General features: G+C 76.6%; 13 protein-coding genes. 5 read left to right on the top strand and 8 right to left on the bottom strand.

What is annotated here, in order from left to right; translation table 11 throughout:
- The first annotated feature begins 120 nt into the window (after positions 1-120).
- Complete coding sequence (locus tag OG617_RS27795) at positions 121-423, top strand: hypothetical protein (protein ID WP_405095892.1); 303 nt, start codon at positions 121-123, stop codon at positions 421-423.
- A 9-nt stretch (positions 424-432) separates the two neighbouring features.
- Positions 433-1,761 carry a cupin domain-containing protein gene (locus tag OG617_RS27800; RefSeq protein WP_405095893.1) on the top strand — a complete coding sequence of 443 codons (1,329 nt, stop codon included), beginning with the start codon at positions 433-435 and terminating at the stop codon, positions 1,759-1,761.
- A 256-nt stretch (positions 1,762-2,017) separates the two neighbouring features.
- On the opposite strand, the gene OG617_RS27805 is transcribed toward OG617_RS27800, so the two are convergent.
- The 5 genes from OG617_RS27805 to OG617_RS27825 all read right to left on the bottom strand — a co-directional run bounded on the left by OG617_RS27805 (position 2,018) and on the right by OG617_RS27825 (position 7,256).
- Entirely contained in the window at positions 2,018-2,683 is a 666-nt protein-coding gene (locus OG617_RS27805; RefSeq protein WP_405095894.1) for a hypothetical protein, read from the bottom strand.
- Entirely contained in the window at positions 2,680-5,364 is a 2,685-nt protein-coding gene (locus tag OG617_RS27810) for an FtsK/SpoIIIE domain-containing protein (protein WP_405095895.1), read from the bottom strand. The genes OG617_RS27805 and OG617_RS27810 overlap by 4 nt, the downstream gene beginning before the upstream one ends.
- A complete protein-coding gene (locus OG617_RS27815; protein WP_405095896.1) occupies positions 5,357-6,394 on the bottom strand; it encodes a hypothetical protein in 1,038 nt (345 codons plus the stop codon). Before OG617_RS27815 ends, OG617_RS27810 begins: the two co-directional genes overlap by 8 nt.
- Positions 6,395-6,402: 8 nt before the next feature.
- Entirely contained in the window at positions 6,403-6,663 is a 261-nt protein-coding gene (locus OG617_RS27820) for a hypothetical protein (protein WP_074473389.1), read from the bottom strand.
- Between the two features lie 209 nt (positions 6,664-6,872).
- A complete protein-coding gene (locus tag OG617_RS27825; protein ID WP_396685275.1) occupies positions 6,873-7,256 on the bottom strand; it encodes a hypothetical protein in 384 nt (127 codons plus the stop codon).
- A gap of 112 nt (positions 7,257-7,368) precedes the next feature.
- Here OG617_RS27825 and OG617_RS27830 point away from each other — a divergent pair, with 112 nt between their 5' ends.
- Genes OG617_RS27830 through OG617_RS27840 form a run of 3 tightly spaced genes read left to right on the top strand, consistent with a single transcriptional unit; the run spans position 7,369 to position 10,462 of the window.
- Complete coding sequence (locus OG617_RS27830) at positions 7,369-9,924, top strand: ATP-dependent Clp protease ATP-binding subunit (protein WP_405095897.1); 2,556 nt, start codon at positions 7,369-7,371, stop codon at positions 9,922-9,924.
- 17 nt (positions 9,925-9,941) lie between these two features.
- A complete protein-coding gene (locus tag OG617_RS27835) occupies positions 9,942-10,112 on the top strand; it encodes a hypothetical protein (protein ID WP_396685279.1) in 171 nt (56 codons plus the stop codon).
- The gene (locus tag OG617_RS27840; protein WP_405095898.1) at positions 10,112-10,462 is read left to right on the top strand and encodes a DUF3140 domain-containing protein; all 351 of its coding nucleotides are present in this window, start codon (positions 10,112-10,114) and stop codon (positions 10,460-10,462) included. The genes OG617_RS27835 and OG617_RS27840 overlap by 1 nt, the downstream gene beginning before the upstream one ends.
- A 172-nt stretch (positions 10,463-10,634) precedes the next feature.
- Here the strand turns inward: OG617_RS27840 and OG617_RS27845 are convergent, their stop codons facing one another.
- The 3 genes from OG617_RS27845 to OG617_RS27855 form a co-directional block, all read right to left on the bottom strand.
- The gene (locus OG617_RS27845; protein WP_405095899.1) at positions 10,635-10,871 is read right to left on the bottom strand and encodes a hypothetical protein; all 237 of its coding nucleotides are present in this window, start codon (positions 10,869-10,871) and stop codon (positions 10,635-10,637) included.
- A gap of 19 nt (positions 10,872-10,890) precedes the next feature.
- Positions 10,891-11,904, bottom strand: a complete 1,014-nt coding sequence (locus OG617_RS27850) for a LysR family transcriptional regulator (RefSeq protein WP_405095900.1) — start codon at positions 11,902-11,904, stop codon at positions 10,891-10,893.
- A gap of 103 nt (positions 11,905-12,007) precedes the next feature.
- Entirely contained in the window at positions 12,008-12,646 is a 639-nt protein-coding gene (locus OG617_RS27855; RefSeq protein WP_405095901.1) for a hemerythrin domain-containing protein, read from the bottom strand.
- Positions 12,647-12,790 lie beyond the last annotated feature (144 nt).

The following is a 12,790-nucleotide window of genomic DNA, read 5'->3' on the forward strand; positions in this document are numbered from 1 at the left end:
CGGCCATGTCGGCGGAACCCTCCGTCTACGGTGTGGTTAGAGAAGATCGCGCCGGGGGTACCACCGGCTGTACGACGGACCCCGCCGCACGGCGGGGCGGCACTTCCGAGGGAGCACCGAATGGCACTCAACGACGACGACATCCAGACGACCAGCGGCGGCGGCCCGGAGGGCCCGGCCGACGGCGGTGCCACCCCGGGTCAGCACGACGGTGGTGCGGACGGTAGCGCCGAGGGTCCGGCTGACGGCGGTGCGACTCCGGGTCAGCACGACGGTGGTGCGGACGGTAGCGCCGAGGGTCCGGCTGACGGCGGTGCGACTCCGGGTCAGCACGACGGTGGTGCGGACGGTAGCGCCGAGGGTCCGGCTGACGGCGGTGCGACCCCGGGTCAGCAGGACGGCGGCGCCGACGGCACGGCCTGACGGAACGTCGTGACGATCATCGACCCGCCGGGCGGCCGCCACCGCCCGGCGGTTCCGTCCGCCGCCACCCGGGCGCTCGGCCGCTGTGCCTCCGTCGAGTCGGGCAAGTTCGCCGCCGCCCGGGCGCTCGCCCGCTGCGCCGCCGTCGAGCCGGGCAAGTTCGCCGCTGCCCACTGGGGCCGGGCGCCGCTGCTGTCGCGCGCCGCCGAGCTGCCCAACTCCGACGGCTTCACCGACCTGCTCAGCCCCGCCGACGCCGACGAGCTGCTCAGCCGCCGCGGGCTGCGTACCCCGTTCCTGCGGATCGCCAAGGACGGCCAGCTCGTGCCGGCGGCGCGCTACACCGGCGGCGGCGGCGCGGGCGCCGAGATCGGCGACCAGGTCCTCGACGAGCGGGTGCTGGAGCTGTACGCCTCCGGCGCGACCCTGGTGCTCCAGGGGCTGCACCGCACCTGGCCCGCCCTGGTCGACTTCGCCCGCGACCTCGGCACCGCCCTCGCCCAGCCGTTGCAGGTCAACGCCTACCTGACCCCGCCCGGCAGCCAGGGATTCGCCACCCACTACGACACCCACGACGTCTTCGTCCTCCAGGTCGACGGGCGCAAGCACTGGCGGATCCACCCCCCGGTGCTGCCCGACCCGCTGGAACGCCAGCCCTGGGGCGGTCGGGCCGACGAGGTTTCCGCCACCGCCGAGGGCCCCGCCGCGCTCGACGTGGTCCTCGAACCGGGCGACGCGCTCTACCTGCCGCGCGGCTGGCTGCACAGCGCCCAGGCCCAGGAGTCCAGCTCGCTGCACCTGACCGTCGGGATCCGGGCGCTGACCCGGTACGCCATCGTCGAGGAGCTGCTCGCCCTCGCCGCCTCCGACGCCCGGCTGCGCGCCGGCCTGCCGTTCGGCACAGATGTGACCGACCCGGCCGCGATCGAGCCGGAGCTGACCGAGACCGTCGAGGCGCTGCGGGACTGGCTGCTCCGCGCCGACCCGGGCACCGTCGCCGCGCGGCTGCGCGCCCGATCCTGGCCGGCAGCCCGGCCCGCGCCGATCCGGCCCCTGGCCCAGGCCGCCGCGCTGGCCGCCCTCGACGCCGACACCCGGCTCGCCGTCCGCCCGGGGCTGCGCTGGCAGCTCGAACCGGCCGGGGACGGCACGGTCGCGCTGCGGCTGTTCGACCGTACGCTCACCCTGCCCGACGCCTGTGAGCCGGCGCTGCGCGCGCTGCTCACCGGCGCGGTGACCCGGGTCGGCGACCTGCCCGGCCTCGACGACGACGCCGACCGGGTGGTCCTCGCCCGCCGCCTCCTGCGGGAGGCGGTCGCCATCCCCGCCGACCGGTAGGGAAGGGCCGCGCCGCCCGCCCGCGTCGGCTGCGCCCGCCCGCGTCGGCTGCGCCCGCCCGCGTCGGCTGCGCCCGCCCGCGTCGGCTGCGCCCGCCCGCGTCGGCTGCGCCCGCCCGCGTCGGCTGCGCCCGCCCGCGTCGGCTGCGCCCGCCCGCGTCGGCTGCGCCCGCCACGTGCACCCGGCCCGCCCACCCGCCGGGGTGGTCCCGCTCAGCGGGTGAGGACCAGCAGCACAGCGGGTGAGGACCTGTCGCTCAGCGGGTGAGGATCAGCAGCGCGCCGGTGGTGACCAGGCCCGCCACCAGGACGACGGTTACCGGTCGGGGGGACAGGACCGCGTGCCGGCGGTCGGCGAGCCGCTTGGCCAGGGCCAGCCCGACCAGCGGGCCGAGCAGCGTCACCACCAGCGCCAACACCGGCAGCCCCACCGCCAGGTCGCCGCCGTTGCGGGCGCCGAGCGCGCGGACGCCCGCGCCGAGGGCGGACATCAGCGCCGCCCCCAGCACGCCGCACAGCGCCAGCAGCGGGTTCGCCGACGCGGGCAGCTCCCCGGGCTGCCGGGTCCGGTCCAGCAGCCCGCGCACCCCGTGCAGCAGCAGCAGCGGGTCGCCCGACGCGTCCCGGGCCGGGCCGGGCGGGTCCCCGACGCGGCGGGCGCCGACGCCCAGCCGGGCCCGTAGCTGCTGCCACAGGTGGGCCGACTCGGCGTCCACCCGCTCCACCAGCTCCCGCGCGTCCACCGCTTCCCGCTCGGCGTACCGGAGCTGCTCGGTGGCCTCGGCGACGGCCCGCTCGGCGGCGGCGCACTGCTGCTCGTGCCAGGTGCGCGCCTCGGCCCGCTGGGTGCGCACCCGGTCGGTCAGCTCGGCCAGCCGGCGCACCTGCGCCGCGTACGTCTCGCTGGTCACCGGTTCGTTCATGCCGACGGTCCGTAGGGGATGATGACCTGGCCGGTGCGGTGCGCCGCCCGGTCGAAGAAGAGCCCCCGCCACGGCCGGGGGTACCAGTCCGGCCCCCCGCTGCCCGGGTACAGCGACGAGCCCAACTCGGCGCCCTGCACGTCGAGGGCCACCCAGGCGCCGATCTGGTCGGTGCGGGCGGCCGGCCCGCCGAGGTCCACCCGCATCCGGGCCACGCCGCGCCACCAGGCCAGCACGTGGGTCCGCCGCTCCGGCCCGTCGTGCAGGATCCGGCGCAGCTGCTCCAGTCCGGTCCGCCCGCCGGCCCGTGCGGCCAGCCGGCCGGCCGCCGCGTCGACCGCGTACAGGAGCAGGTAGTGCGGGGTGGCCGGGGTGCCCGGCCGGTCCAGGGCCGAGGCGGTCTCGGCCATCAGCTCCGGCAGGGTCTCGTCGTCGTACCAGGCGGCGTCGTCGGCGAGGTCGGCGTACAGCTCCCGGGCGGCCGGGTCGGCGTCCGGGTCGAGGCAGGCGATGGAGAACCGGGCCGTGCCGGGACGGTGCTGGCGGGCCAGGGACCGGGCGGCGGCGTCCAGCACCGCGCACGCCTCGTCGACCCGGGTGCCCAGCACCGCCAGGTTCCGCCCGGGCGCCCGGGGCAGTCGCAGCACCGCCGAGCGGGCCTGCACGTCGATGATCTCCCCGAGCAGCGCGACCGGGCTGCGCGGCGCTCCGTCGCCCTCGGGCGGGTTCAGCGCCCGGAAGTCCGGGGCGTCGCGCAGCCGGGGGATCGCGTCGCCGTCGAACAGCCGGGCCGGCTTCGCGTCCTGCGGGCGCATCCGCCACAGCCGGTGCTGCAACTCGCTCCAGGCGTCCCAGTCGCTGGCCGACGGGATGCGAGCCACCTCGTTGCCCTCCGCCAGCCCCGACTCGGCGTTGACCACGGCGTGGTGGCGGGGCAGCGACTGGGCGGCGTCGTTGCGCTCGGCGAGGATGCGCAGCGCCTTGGGCAGCGCGATGCGCAGGGTGAACTGGGCGACCAGCGCCGGACGCCCCCACAGGGCCTCGATGCCCCGCACGTCCTGCGACGCCAGCACCAGGTGGATGCCCTGGGAGCGGCCCCGGCGGGCCAGGTCCTCCAGCAGGTCGGCGGCCTCCCGGGCCACCACGTCCCGGCCGGCCAGCAGCGCCTGGAACTCGTCGACCACGGCGACGATCCGGGGCCAGTGCCCGGTCGGGTCCACCGCCCGCAGCTCGGCGAGCTTGGTGACCTCGTGTTTCTTCGCCGCGTCGGCCCGCCGGCGCAGCTCCTCGGCGAGGAAGCGCAGCAGGGCCAGCCCGAACTCCCGGTCGGTGTTGACGTTGATCCCGACCAGCCGCATGTGCGGCAGCCAGCTCGGGTCCCGCCGGCCCTGGGCGAACCGGGCGAAGGACACCCCCTCCTTGAAGTCGAGCAGGTAGAACTCCAGCTCGGCGGGGGAGTACCGGGACGCCAGCGCGCCGATCCAGGCGAAGATCAGGTTGGTCTTGCCGGTGCCCGAGGGGCCGCCGATCAGCGCGTGCGGCGGGTAGTCGCCGAGGTTGAGCAGCACCGGACGGCCGTGCGGGCCCTCGCCGATCGGCGCGGTCAGCCCGGTGGAGGAGTCCTCCCGCCACATCTGCTCCGGCGGCGGCAGCAGGTCGGTGAACGGGGCCGGCGGGGGGCCGGCGTTGACCCGGGCGGCGACCTGCCGGCAGGTCTCGGTGACCAGGGTCGCCGGGGGCGGCGGGTCCAGGGTCACCGGCAGGCCGGGCGGCCCGCCCACCCGGGCGCCGTCCGGGCCCACCACGACCCGGGTCACCGTGGGGTCGTCGGGCACCGGCGCGCCCCGCACCACCAGGTGCACCCCGCAGGCCGCGCCGGTGCGGACCACCCGGTCGAGCTGGCCGCGTTCGTGCCGGGACAGCTCGTCGCCGCCGAGCAGCACCGCCACCCGCCACGGCTCCGGGCGACGGTTGGTCGCGGCGGCCAGCTCGCGCAGCGAGCGGTACTCGCCGGCCAGCACCGTCTCGTTGATCCGGCGGATCTGCTCCACCAGGTCGTCCAGCAGCCGGCCCAGCCCGCCCGGCCCGACGAAGGTGAGCTGCCCGGCGGTGCCCAGCGGGGCGAACCCGGCCAGGCCCCCGCCGAGGTGCTCCGGGTCGTACCCGAACAGCCGCACCGCGCCCGGGTCGGCCCGGCCCAGGCTGCGCAGCAGCAGCGCCGGCACCACGGCGGCCCCGCCGTCGGCGTCGGCCCCGGTCAGGTGCACGTGCCCGGCGTCGAGCAGCGGCACCAGCGCCGGCACCGGCTCCGCGCCGGGGATGCGTACGGTGCCGATCCGGACTGCGCCGGGCGGCTCGCCGCGCCCGGCCGGCGTGACGGTCCACCGTGTCCAGTCGGCGGAGGCCGCGCCGGGGGCCTCCCGGCGGGCGGCGTCGACGGCCCGGTGGGCCAGCTCGGCGATCCGGGCGGCGTGCTGGGCGTCGATCTCGGCCAGCCGCCGGTCCCGCTGCGCCCCCACCCTCGCGGGCACGGCTGCGGCGGCGCGCTCGACCCGGGCCAGCCGGTCCCGGGCGGCGGCGAGTTCGGCGTCGGCGGCGGCGAGCCAGCCCCGGGTGGCACCCAGCGCCTCGGAGAGCATGCCGCGCACCCGGGTCACCAGTTGGGTGCGCCGGTCAGCCATCGGAGTCCCGGCGGGCGGCGCTCCCGGCGGGCGGCGCGGGTGGGCGGCCCTGGGCGGCCCGGTCCCGGGCGGCGCGCTCCCGGGCGGCGCGCTCCCGCGTCGCCTGGTCCCAGGCGTCCCGCTCGGCCTCGCGGTGCTTCTCCCGGGCGGGCTCGCCGGCCGGGTCGGGCTGCCCGGGGTCGCGGGGCAGATACTTGCCGAGGCGGGCCAGCAGCACGGCGGTCGCCACGCCGGCGGTGACCGCCGGGTCGGCGGCGTGCGGCTGCTCCTCGCCGCTGCCGCGCTGCGGCGGGGGCATCCGGCAGATCCTGGTCAGCAGCGTCTCCAACGCCGGCGGGGGCAGCCCGGGGAGCAGGTCGCGGACCCGGCCCTCCAGCTCCCGGCGCAGCCGGGTCAGGTCGTCGGCGCGGGGCGGGTGGCCGAGCAGCTCGCCGGCCAGCTCGCGCAGCAGCGGCGGGGCGACCGCGGCCAGGCCGAGGCCGACGTCGGCGTGCGCGCCGCGCAGCTCCCGGTGCAGCCGGTCCCGGTCGCCGGAACGGACCCCGTCGAGCACCCGGCGCAGCAGCTCGCGGGAGTCGCCGACCTTCTCGTCCGGCGCGTCCGGCGTGCCCTCCCGGCCGCCGGTCAGCTCCGCCACCCGCACCGCCCACCAGCGGCGCAGCACCGGGTTGTCGTCCTGGGCGGGCGGCGGCTGCTCCCCGGTGGCGGGCGGCCCCCCGCGCGGCGCGTCGTGCACCTGCCGGTCGCCGGCCGGGCGGGCCGCGGGGGCGCCGTCGGGGGCCAGCCCGATCGCCGCCAGGTACGCCGACAGCTGCTCCTGCGTCACCCGCAGCGCGTGCCCGGCGGACTCGGCATGCTCGGTGGCGGCGGACAGTTCGGGCACCCCCATCGGGTTGGCGGACTCCTGCCGCACCCAGCGCAGCCGCTCGGTGGCCTGGCCGAACTTCTCCAGCGCCAGGGCGAGCTGGGCGATCGGCAGCTCCTCGGCGGCGGCCCGCACCTGCGCCCCGACGTCCTCGATGATGGACACGCCCGCCCCTACAGGGTCGAGACGTAGAGCTGCGCCTGCTCCACCGCGACGAGGGTCGCCGCGAGGCACTCCTCCAGCTCCTGGCTGGCCTGCGTCAGCGAGGCCTGGGCCGCCTCGACGGTCTCGTGCCCGCTGCCCTCCAGGGCCCCGGCCAGGGTCTGCTGCGCCTCGGCGAGCTTCTCGCCGGCGGCCTGCACGGCGCTCTGCCCGTCACCGATCTGTTGGAGGGCGACATCGATGGCTGCCTTCAGCTCGGCGACGCTCGCCACGTGGACCTCCTGGGGGCGGGGAGATCTCCATTACAACCCATCCCCGTCGGGGAGAGAACAACCGCCCTGTCAGTGTTGCCGCCCGTCCGTCCGCTTACCGCCCTGACGTGCGGGAAGTCCGCTCGGCGGGTCGGTGATAGTCCCGTCCGCGGGTCGCCCAGTCCCATCAAGCGGACCGGTGGCGGGGTTGTCGCCGCGGGCGCGGCCCGTCAGGCCCCGCCGCGCAGCCAGCGCGGGCCCTGCACCTCCGCGCCGAGGGCACCCACCCGGCCGCGCAGTTCCCGGTCGGCGGTGACCACCAGCCGGCGGCGGTCCGCGGCTGCGCCGACCAGCTCGACGATGGCGTCGTCGCCCGAGCCCGGCGCGGCCACCACCCGCACGCCGGGCACCGCCGGCACCGCCCGCGCCGCGCCCTCCACCACCAGCACCACCTCCGCGGGCCCGGGCAGCAGCGGCGGCACACCGCCCTCGGCCACCGGGGTCAGGGCGTCGCGCAGCCGGGCGGCGGCCCCGGCCCGGTCCCGCCACCAGCCGTCGGGGCGGGACCCCACGACGTTGGCGGCGTCCACGATCAGCAGCGGCCTCGTATCCATGCGCCCAGCCTGCCATCCGGGGGCGTTTGTCGCGCCGGCCGCCGGGTAGCCACCGCCGTCCGTGCCGGCGGATTCTGCACCGGCGAGCGCGCCCGACCGCGGGAGGAAAGATATGATGGGATCCGGCGACTTCGGCTCCGACCCGTGGGACGAGTTCCTGGCCCGGTACTTCGGCCGGGGCGAGGGGGGACGCAGGCCGGCGCACCGGGTCGACATCACCCGGCTGATGACCGCCGACGCGCGGGAGATGCTCGCCGACGCGGCCCGCCGGGCCGCGCAGCGGCACAGCAGCGACCTGGACACCGATCACCTGCTCTGGGCGGCGTTGCAGCGCGAGCCGCTGCGCGACCTGGTCCGCCGCGCCGGCGCGGACCCCGACGCCCTGGTCAACGCCCTGGGCGGGCGCGGCGACGGGGCGCCCCGGGGCGAGGTGCCACCGAACCTGTCGCTCACCCCGGCAGCCAAGCGGGCCCTGCTCGACGCCCACCAGCTCTCCCGCGCGATGGGCGCCAACTACATCGGCCCCGAGCACATCCTGATGGCCCTCCCGCTGAACCCGGAGTCGCCGGCCGGCCGGATGCTCGCCGCCGGCCGGATCCAGCCCGAGTCGCTCCAGGCGGCCAGCGCCGAGCGCGGCCCGATGGCCGGCCCGAAGCCCGACCGGGGCACGCCGACCCTCGACCAGTACGGCCAGGACCTCACCGAACTGGCCCGCAACGACCAGATCGACCCGGTGATCGGGCGGTCCGCCGAGATCGAACAGGCCGTGGAGATCCTCTCCCGGCGTACCAAGAACAACCCGGTGCTGATCGGCGAGGCCGGCGTCGGCAAGACCGCGATCGTGGAGGGGCTGGCCGAGCGGATCTGCGACGGCGACGTGCCGCAGACCCTGCTCGGCAAGCGGGTGGTGCAGCTCGACCTCGCCGGCCTGGTGGCCGGCACCCGCTACCGGGGCGACTTCGAGGAGCGGCTGAAGAAGGTCATCGACGAGATCCGCGCCCACCGCGACGAGCTGATCATCTTCCTGGACGAGATCCACACCCTGGTCGGCGCCGGCGGGGCGGGCAGCGAGGGCGGCATGGACGCGTCCAACATGCTCAAGCCGGCGCTGGCCCGCGGCGAGCTGCGGGTGATCGGCGCGACCACCCTGGACGAGCACCGGCGCACCATCGAGAAGGACGCCGCGCTGGCCCGCCGGTTCCAGCCCGTGCTGGTGCCCGAGCCCACGGTGGAGGACACCGTGGCCATCCTGCGCGGCCTGCGCGACCGCTACGAGGCCCACCACCAGGTCCGGTTCACCGACGAGGCGCTGGTCGCCGCCGCCGAGATGTCCGACCGGTACGTCACCGACCGGTACCTGCCGGACAAGGCGATCGACCTGATCGACCAGGCCGGTGCCCGGGTCCGGCTGCGCACCCGCACCCCCGCCTCGGACGTGCGGGAGCTGGAGCAGCAGCTCGACGAGGTGCGCCGGGACAAGGAGCAGGCGGTCGCCGACGAGCAGTACGAGCGGGCCTCCACCCTGCGCGACCAGCTCGCCGAACTGGAGGCGCAGATCCGCCGGGCCAAGGGCGACGAGGGCGACGGCTCCCAGGTGCCGGCCGTCGGTCCGGAGGAGATCGCCGAGGTGGTCTCCCGGGCCACCGGCATCCCCGTCGCCCAGCTCACCGAGGAGGAACGGGACCGGCTGCTGGGGCTGGAGGGGCACCTGCACGAGAAGATCGTCGGCCAGGACGACGCGGTCGGCGCGGTCGCCGAGGCGGTGCGCCGGTCGCGGACCGGGCTGGCCGACCCGAACCGGCCGATGGGCAGCTTCCTGTTCCTCGGCCCCACCGGCGTCGGCAAGACCGAGCTGGCCCGGGCCCTGGCCGAGTCGCTGTTCGGGGAGGCCGACCGGATGGTCCGGCTGGACATGAGCGAGTTCCAGGAACGGCACACCGTCGCCCGGCTGGTCGGCGCGCCCCCCGGCTACGTCGGGTACGAGGAGGCCGGCCAGCTCACCGAGGCGGTGCGCCGCCGCCCGTACGCGGTGGTGCTGCTCGACGAGATCGAGAAGGCCCACCCCGACGTGTTCAACATTCTGCTCCAGGTGCTCGACGACGGCCGGCTCACCGACAGCCAGGGCCGGACGGTGAACTTCAAGAACACCGTCCTGATCATGACCAGCAACCTGGGCTCGGAGCTGATCACCGGCAGCCAGCGCGCGGTCGGCTTCGACACCGGCGCGGGCGGCGCGGCGGGGGAGAACGACGAGCTGCGCGAGCGGCTGATGCGCCGGCTCAAGGAGAACTTCCGCCCCGAGTTCCTCAACCGGATCGACGAGGTGATCATCTTCCAGCGGCTGGAGCAGCAGCAACTGCGCCAGATCACCGAGCTGATGCTGGAGGAGACCCGGCGCCGGCTGCACGCCCAGGACATCGGGGTGGACTTCACCGACGCCGGGATCGACTGGATCGCCGAGCGCGGCTACCAGCCGGAGTTCGGCGCCCGCCCGCTGCGGCGGGTGATCCAGCGCGAGGTGGACAACCGGATGTCGCGGCTGCTGCTGGAGAACGCGATCTCGCCGGGGCAGCGGGTGACCGTGGACGCCCGCGACGACGCGCTCGCCTTCGACGTGACCGCCGGCGACCGGGACTACTCCTCGGCCACCACGTCCCACCCGCGGTGAGCGGGCGGAGGGCGGAGATGACCGAACCCGAGGAGAGCGGCGAGGAGAACCCAGACGACGAACGGGCCGAACCGATCCTGGCCCCCCCGACGGCCAACCCCGCCCGGGTGCGGGTGCCGCCGGAGGGCCTGCATTCCCACACCGGCGAACCGGAACCGTCCGGGCCGCCGCCCGCAGAGGAGGCGTGATGGTACGCGAGGCGCGACTCGATCCCGAGGTCGAGGTGCTCTGGGAGGACTTCCACGCCGAGGTGAACGTCACCTCCGAGCAACTCCGCAGCTGGCTGCTGACCCGAGGCTCCGGCGAGGAGTCGTTCGGGCCGAACCCCTCCCTCGACCTGCCCGAGCCGGGCCGGCAGATCCTCGCGGTGCTGCGCAAGCGCAAGGTCGACCTGACCCCGGAGGACATCGAGGTGATGCGGGACGCCGTCGACCGGATCCGGGCGCTGACCGAGGCCCGACCGAAGGGCGGCACCAGCGACGACGAGTGGCGGCATTCCCTGCTCGACCTCGGCCACGACATCCTCGTGGAACGCTGACGCCACCCGCCGGCCCGCGCCGGCTGCCTACCGGCTCCTGACGGCACGCACGGGGCCCGACGCCCGCACGGGCCCGCTCACGGGGCCCGTGCGCGCCGTTCGACGGCTTCGCCCGCGCCGTATCACCGGTCCCCGCGTGCCGGCCGCACACGGGGACCACGGCGGGCTGCGGTCACTCCGACTCCATGCTGCCGATCTGCAGCCCGACGGCGTCCGCGGCGGCCTGGCGCTCGCCGCGCGCCCGTTCCTCCCGGCTGAGCAGGGTGGCGTACTCGGTGATGTCGGCGGGGTCGGGGACCACGGGCAGGCGGCGCAGGAACGCCTCCACGTCCTGGGAGGCGGCGGTGTGTGCGGCGGCGGCCGCCCGCAGCGTCTCCCGGTCGTCGGCGGTGGGGTAGAGATCGGTCATGTCGCCCAGTTACCCACCGTCAGGCGGTTCGCACCCCGGAACCCGCCCCACCGGGCACCGGGCCGGCCGGGGCGGGCTGGCGCACCCCGAACTCCGGGTGCCGCAGCAGCCAGGCCAGGTAGTCCGGGTGCGCGGCGAGCGAGTCGGTGTACGCCGACACTGCCGTGTCCAGCACCTCGCCGGCGAAGCCCACACCGGCCGAGTCCGGGTGCCAGCCCAGCATCAGCCGCCAGCGCAGCGGAGTCCCGGCCAGCCGGCGGGTCACCAGCCCGGGCACGGGACGGAAGGTGGCCTGGCACAGCGCCACCGCCACGCCGGCCTCCACCAGGTCGATGGAGCCGCGCACGTCGGCCTCGTACATCTTGCTGGGGGTGAAGCCGTCGCGGGCGCAGGCGGCGGCGAAGCAGTCGCCGAAGCAGCCGTCGCCGGGGGCGGCGACCCACTGCTCGTCGCGCAGATCCACCAGGCGCACCTCGTCCCGCTCGACCATCGGGTGCCCCCCGGGCAGCAGCACCTGCACCGGCTCCATCGCCACCTCCCGCCAGGTCAGCCCGTGTCCGGCCGGTGGCAGCGAGTCGCCGCAGACCCCGACCAGGGCGTAGTCCATCCGGCCGCCGCCGACGAGCTGGGCCAGCTCGTCGGCGGACCAGGAGGCGTACGTGGTGATCTGCGCCTGGGGGTACGCCGCGGCGAGCCGATGCACCAGGCGGCCGAGGATGGGGCTGTTCACCCCGCCGAATCGGTACCGGGCGGGCGTCGGGTCGGCGCCGGCCAGCCGGGCCGCCTCGTCCTGCAGGCCCTGCATGGCCGGCAGCAGGACCCGGGCCCGGGACAGCACCAGCTCGCCGAGGGCGGTGGGCCGGGCGCCCCGCCGGTCCCGTTCGAACAGTGGGCCGCCGAGGGTCCGCTCGATGCGTTGGAGCTGGGCGGTGAGCGCCGGCTGGGCCAGGCCGAGCGTGGATGCCGCCTTGGTCACGCTCCCCGTCTCCGCGATGGCGCAGACCACCCGCAGGTGTCGCAGCTCCAGATTCATAGGGTGACGGTATGGCCACTCGGGGGATCGACGGAAGGCCCTGGGTGGATCGGAGTTGACCGATGTCCGGGCCGGCCCGTCCGGTAATCGGTCAGCCCGGCGGTCACGGCGCCTCCGACGCGGTCGCCGGCCGGCCCGTTTCCGGCTCCAGATCCGTCAGGTACGTCGGCCTGCCGCTCACCGCGTCGCGGACCTTGTCCACCACGCCCACCGCCGGCTCGACGATCCGGTTCCAGGGCGGCGCCGCCGGGGTGCCCGGGTGCGGCCGGGTCGGCGCGGCCTCCTCGGCGATCTCCCACCGGTTGCCCAGCCGGATCAGCTCCACGTCCGTGGCCACCTCGCGCAGCGGGCCGACCAGTGCGGCGACCCGGGCGATGTGCCGGCGCACCCGCTCGGCCACGTCGGCCAGCCCGGGATCCGCCGGACCGGCCAGCCCCTTCAGGGCGGTCAGCAGCGCGCCGGCGGCCTCAAGCTCCCGGTCGACCAGCTCCCCGGCCTGCGGCAGGGCGGCCCGCACGGTGGGGAACAGGTACTGCTCCTCCGCCGACAGGTGCCGGGAGACCATGGCGGTGAGCACCTGGACCAGGTCGCCGAGCCCCGGGCCCGGGTCCGGGCTGCCGACCCGGTCGGCCAGGGCCAGCATCTGCCGGTGCTCCTCGTCGACGATGTCGACCAGGCTGGGTCCGCCGGGCCGGTAGCCCTCCTCGGGTACGGGCGGCAACGGGGGCAGGGGAACGGTCATGGTGCCCTCCTCGGTGGCGGGTGCGGCGGCCGACGGGTGCGGCGGGGCGGCCCAATGGGCGGTGCGGGACGCGACCGGCGGTACCCGGCACGGGGCCGCGCGAAACGGAGGGCCGGCCGGGCGACCTGCCCGATGGTCGCTGCT

Origin of the sequence: Micromonospora sp. NBC_01412 (assembly GCF_045040215.1) — a bacterium.
GTDB lineage: Bacteria > Actinomycetota > Actinomycetes > Mycobacteriales > Micromonosporaceae > Micromonospora > Micromonospora rubida.

What these genes read in the sequence shown, in the direction of transcription:
- OG617_RS27795 (WP_405095892.1), top strand. Translation starts at nt 121, where the DNA reads ATGGCACTCAACGACGACGACATCCAGACGACCAGCGGCGGCGGCCCG.
- OG617_RS27805 (WP_405095894.1), bottom strand. Translation starts at nt 2,683, where the DNA reads ATGAACGAACCGGTGACCAGCGAGACGTACGCGGCGCAGGTGCGCCGG.
- OG617_RS27810 (WP_405095895.1), bottom strand. Translation starts at nt 5,364, where the DNA reads ATGGCTGACCGGCGCACCCAACTGGTGACCCGGGTGCGCGGCATGCTC.
- OG617_RS27825 (WP_396685275.1), bottom strand. Translation starts at nt 7,256, where the DNA reads ATGGATACGAGGCCGCTGCTGATCGTGGACGCCGCCAACGTCGTGGGG.
- OG617_RS27830 (WP_405095897.1), top strand. Translation starts at nt 7,369, where the DNA reads ATGATGGGATCCGGCGACTTCGGCTCCGACCCGTGGGACGAGTTCCTG.
- OG617_RS27835 (WP_396685279.1), top strand. Translation starts at nt 9,942, where the DNA reads ATGACCGAACCCGAGGAGAGCGGCGAGGAGAACCCAGACGACGAACGG.
- OG617_RS27840 (WP_405095898.1), top strand. Translation starts at nt 10,112, where the DNA reads ATGGTACGCGAGGCGCGACTCGATCCCGAGGTCGAGGTGCTCTGGGAG.
- OG617_RS27845 (WP_405095899.1), bottom strand. Translation starts at nt 10,871, where the DNA reads ATGACCGATCTCTACCCCACCGCCGACGACCGGGAGACGCTGCGGGCG.
- OG617_RS27850 (WP_405095900.1), bottom strand. Translation starts at nt 11,904, where the DNA reads ATGAATCTGGAGCTGCGACACCTGCGGGTGGTCTGCGCCATCGCGGAG.
- OG617_RS27855 (WP_405095901.1), bottom strand. Translation starts at nt 12,646, where the DNA reads ATGACCGTTCCCCTGCCCCCGTTGCCGCCCGTACCCGAGGAGGGCTAC.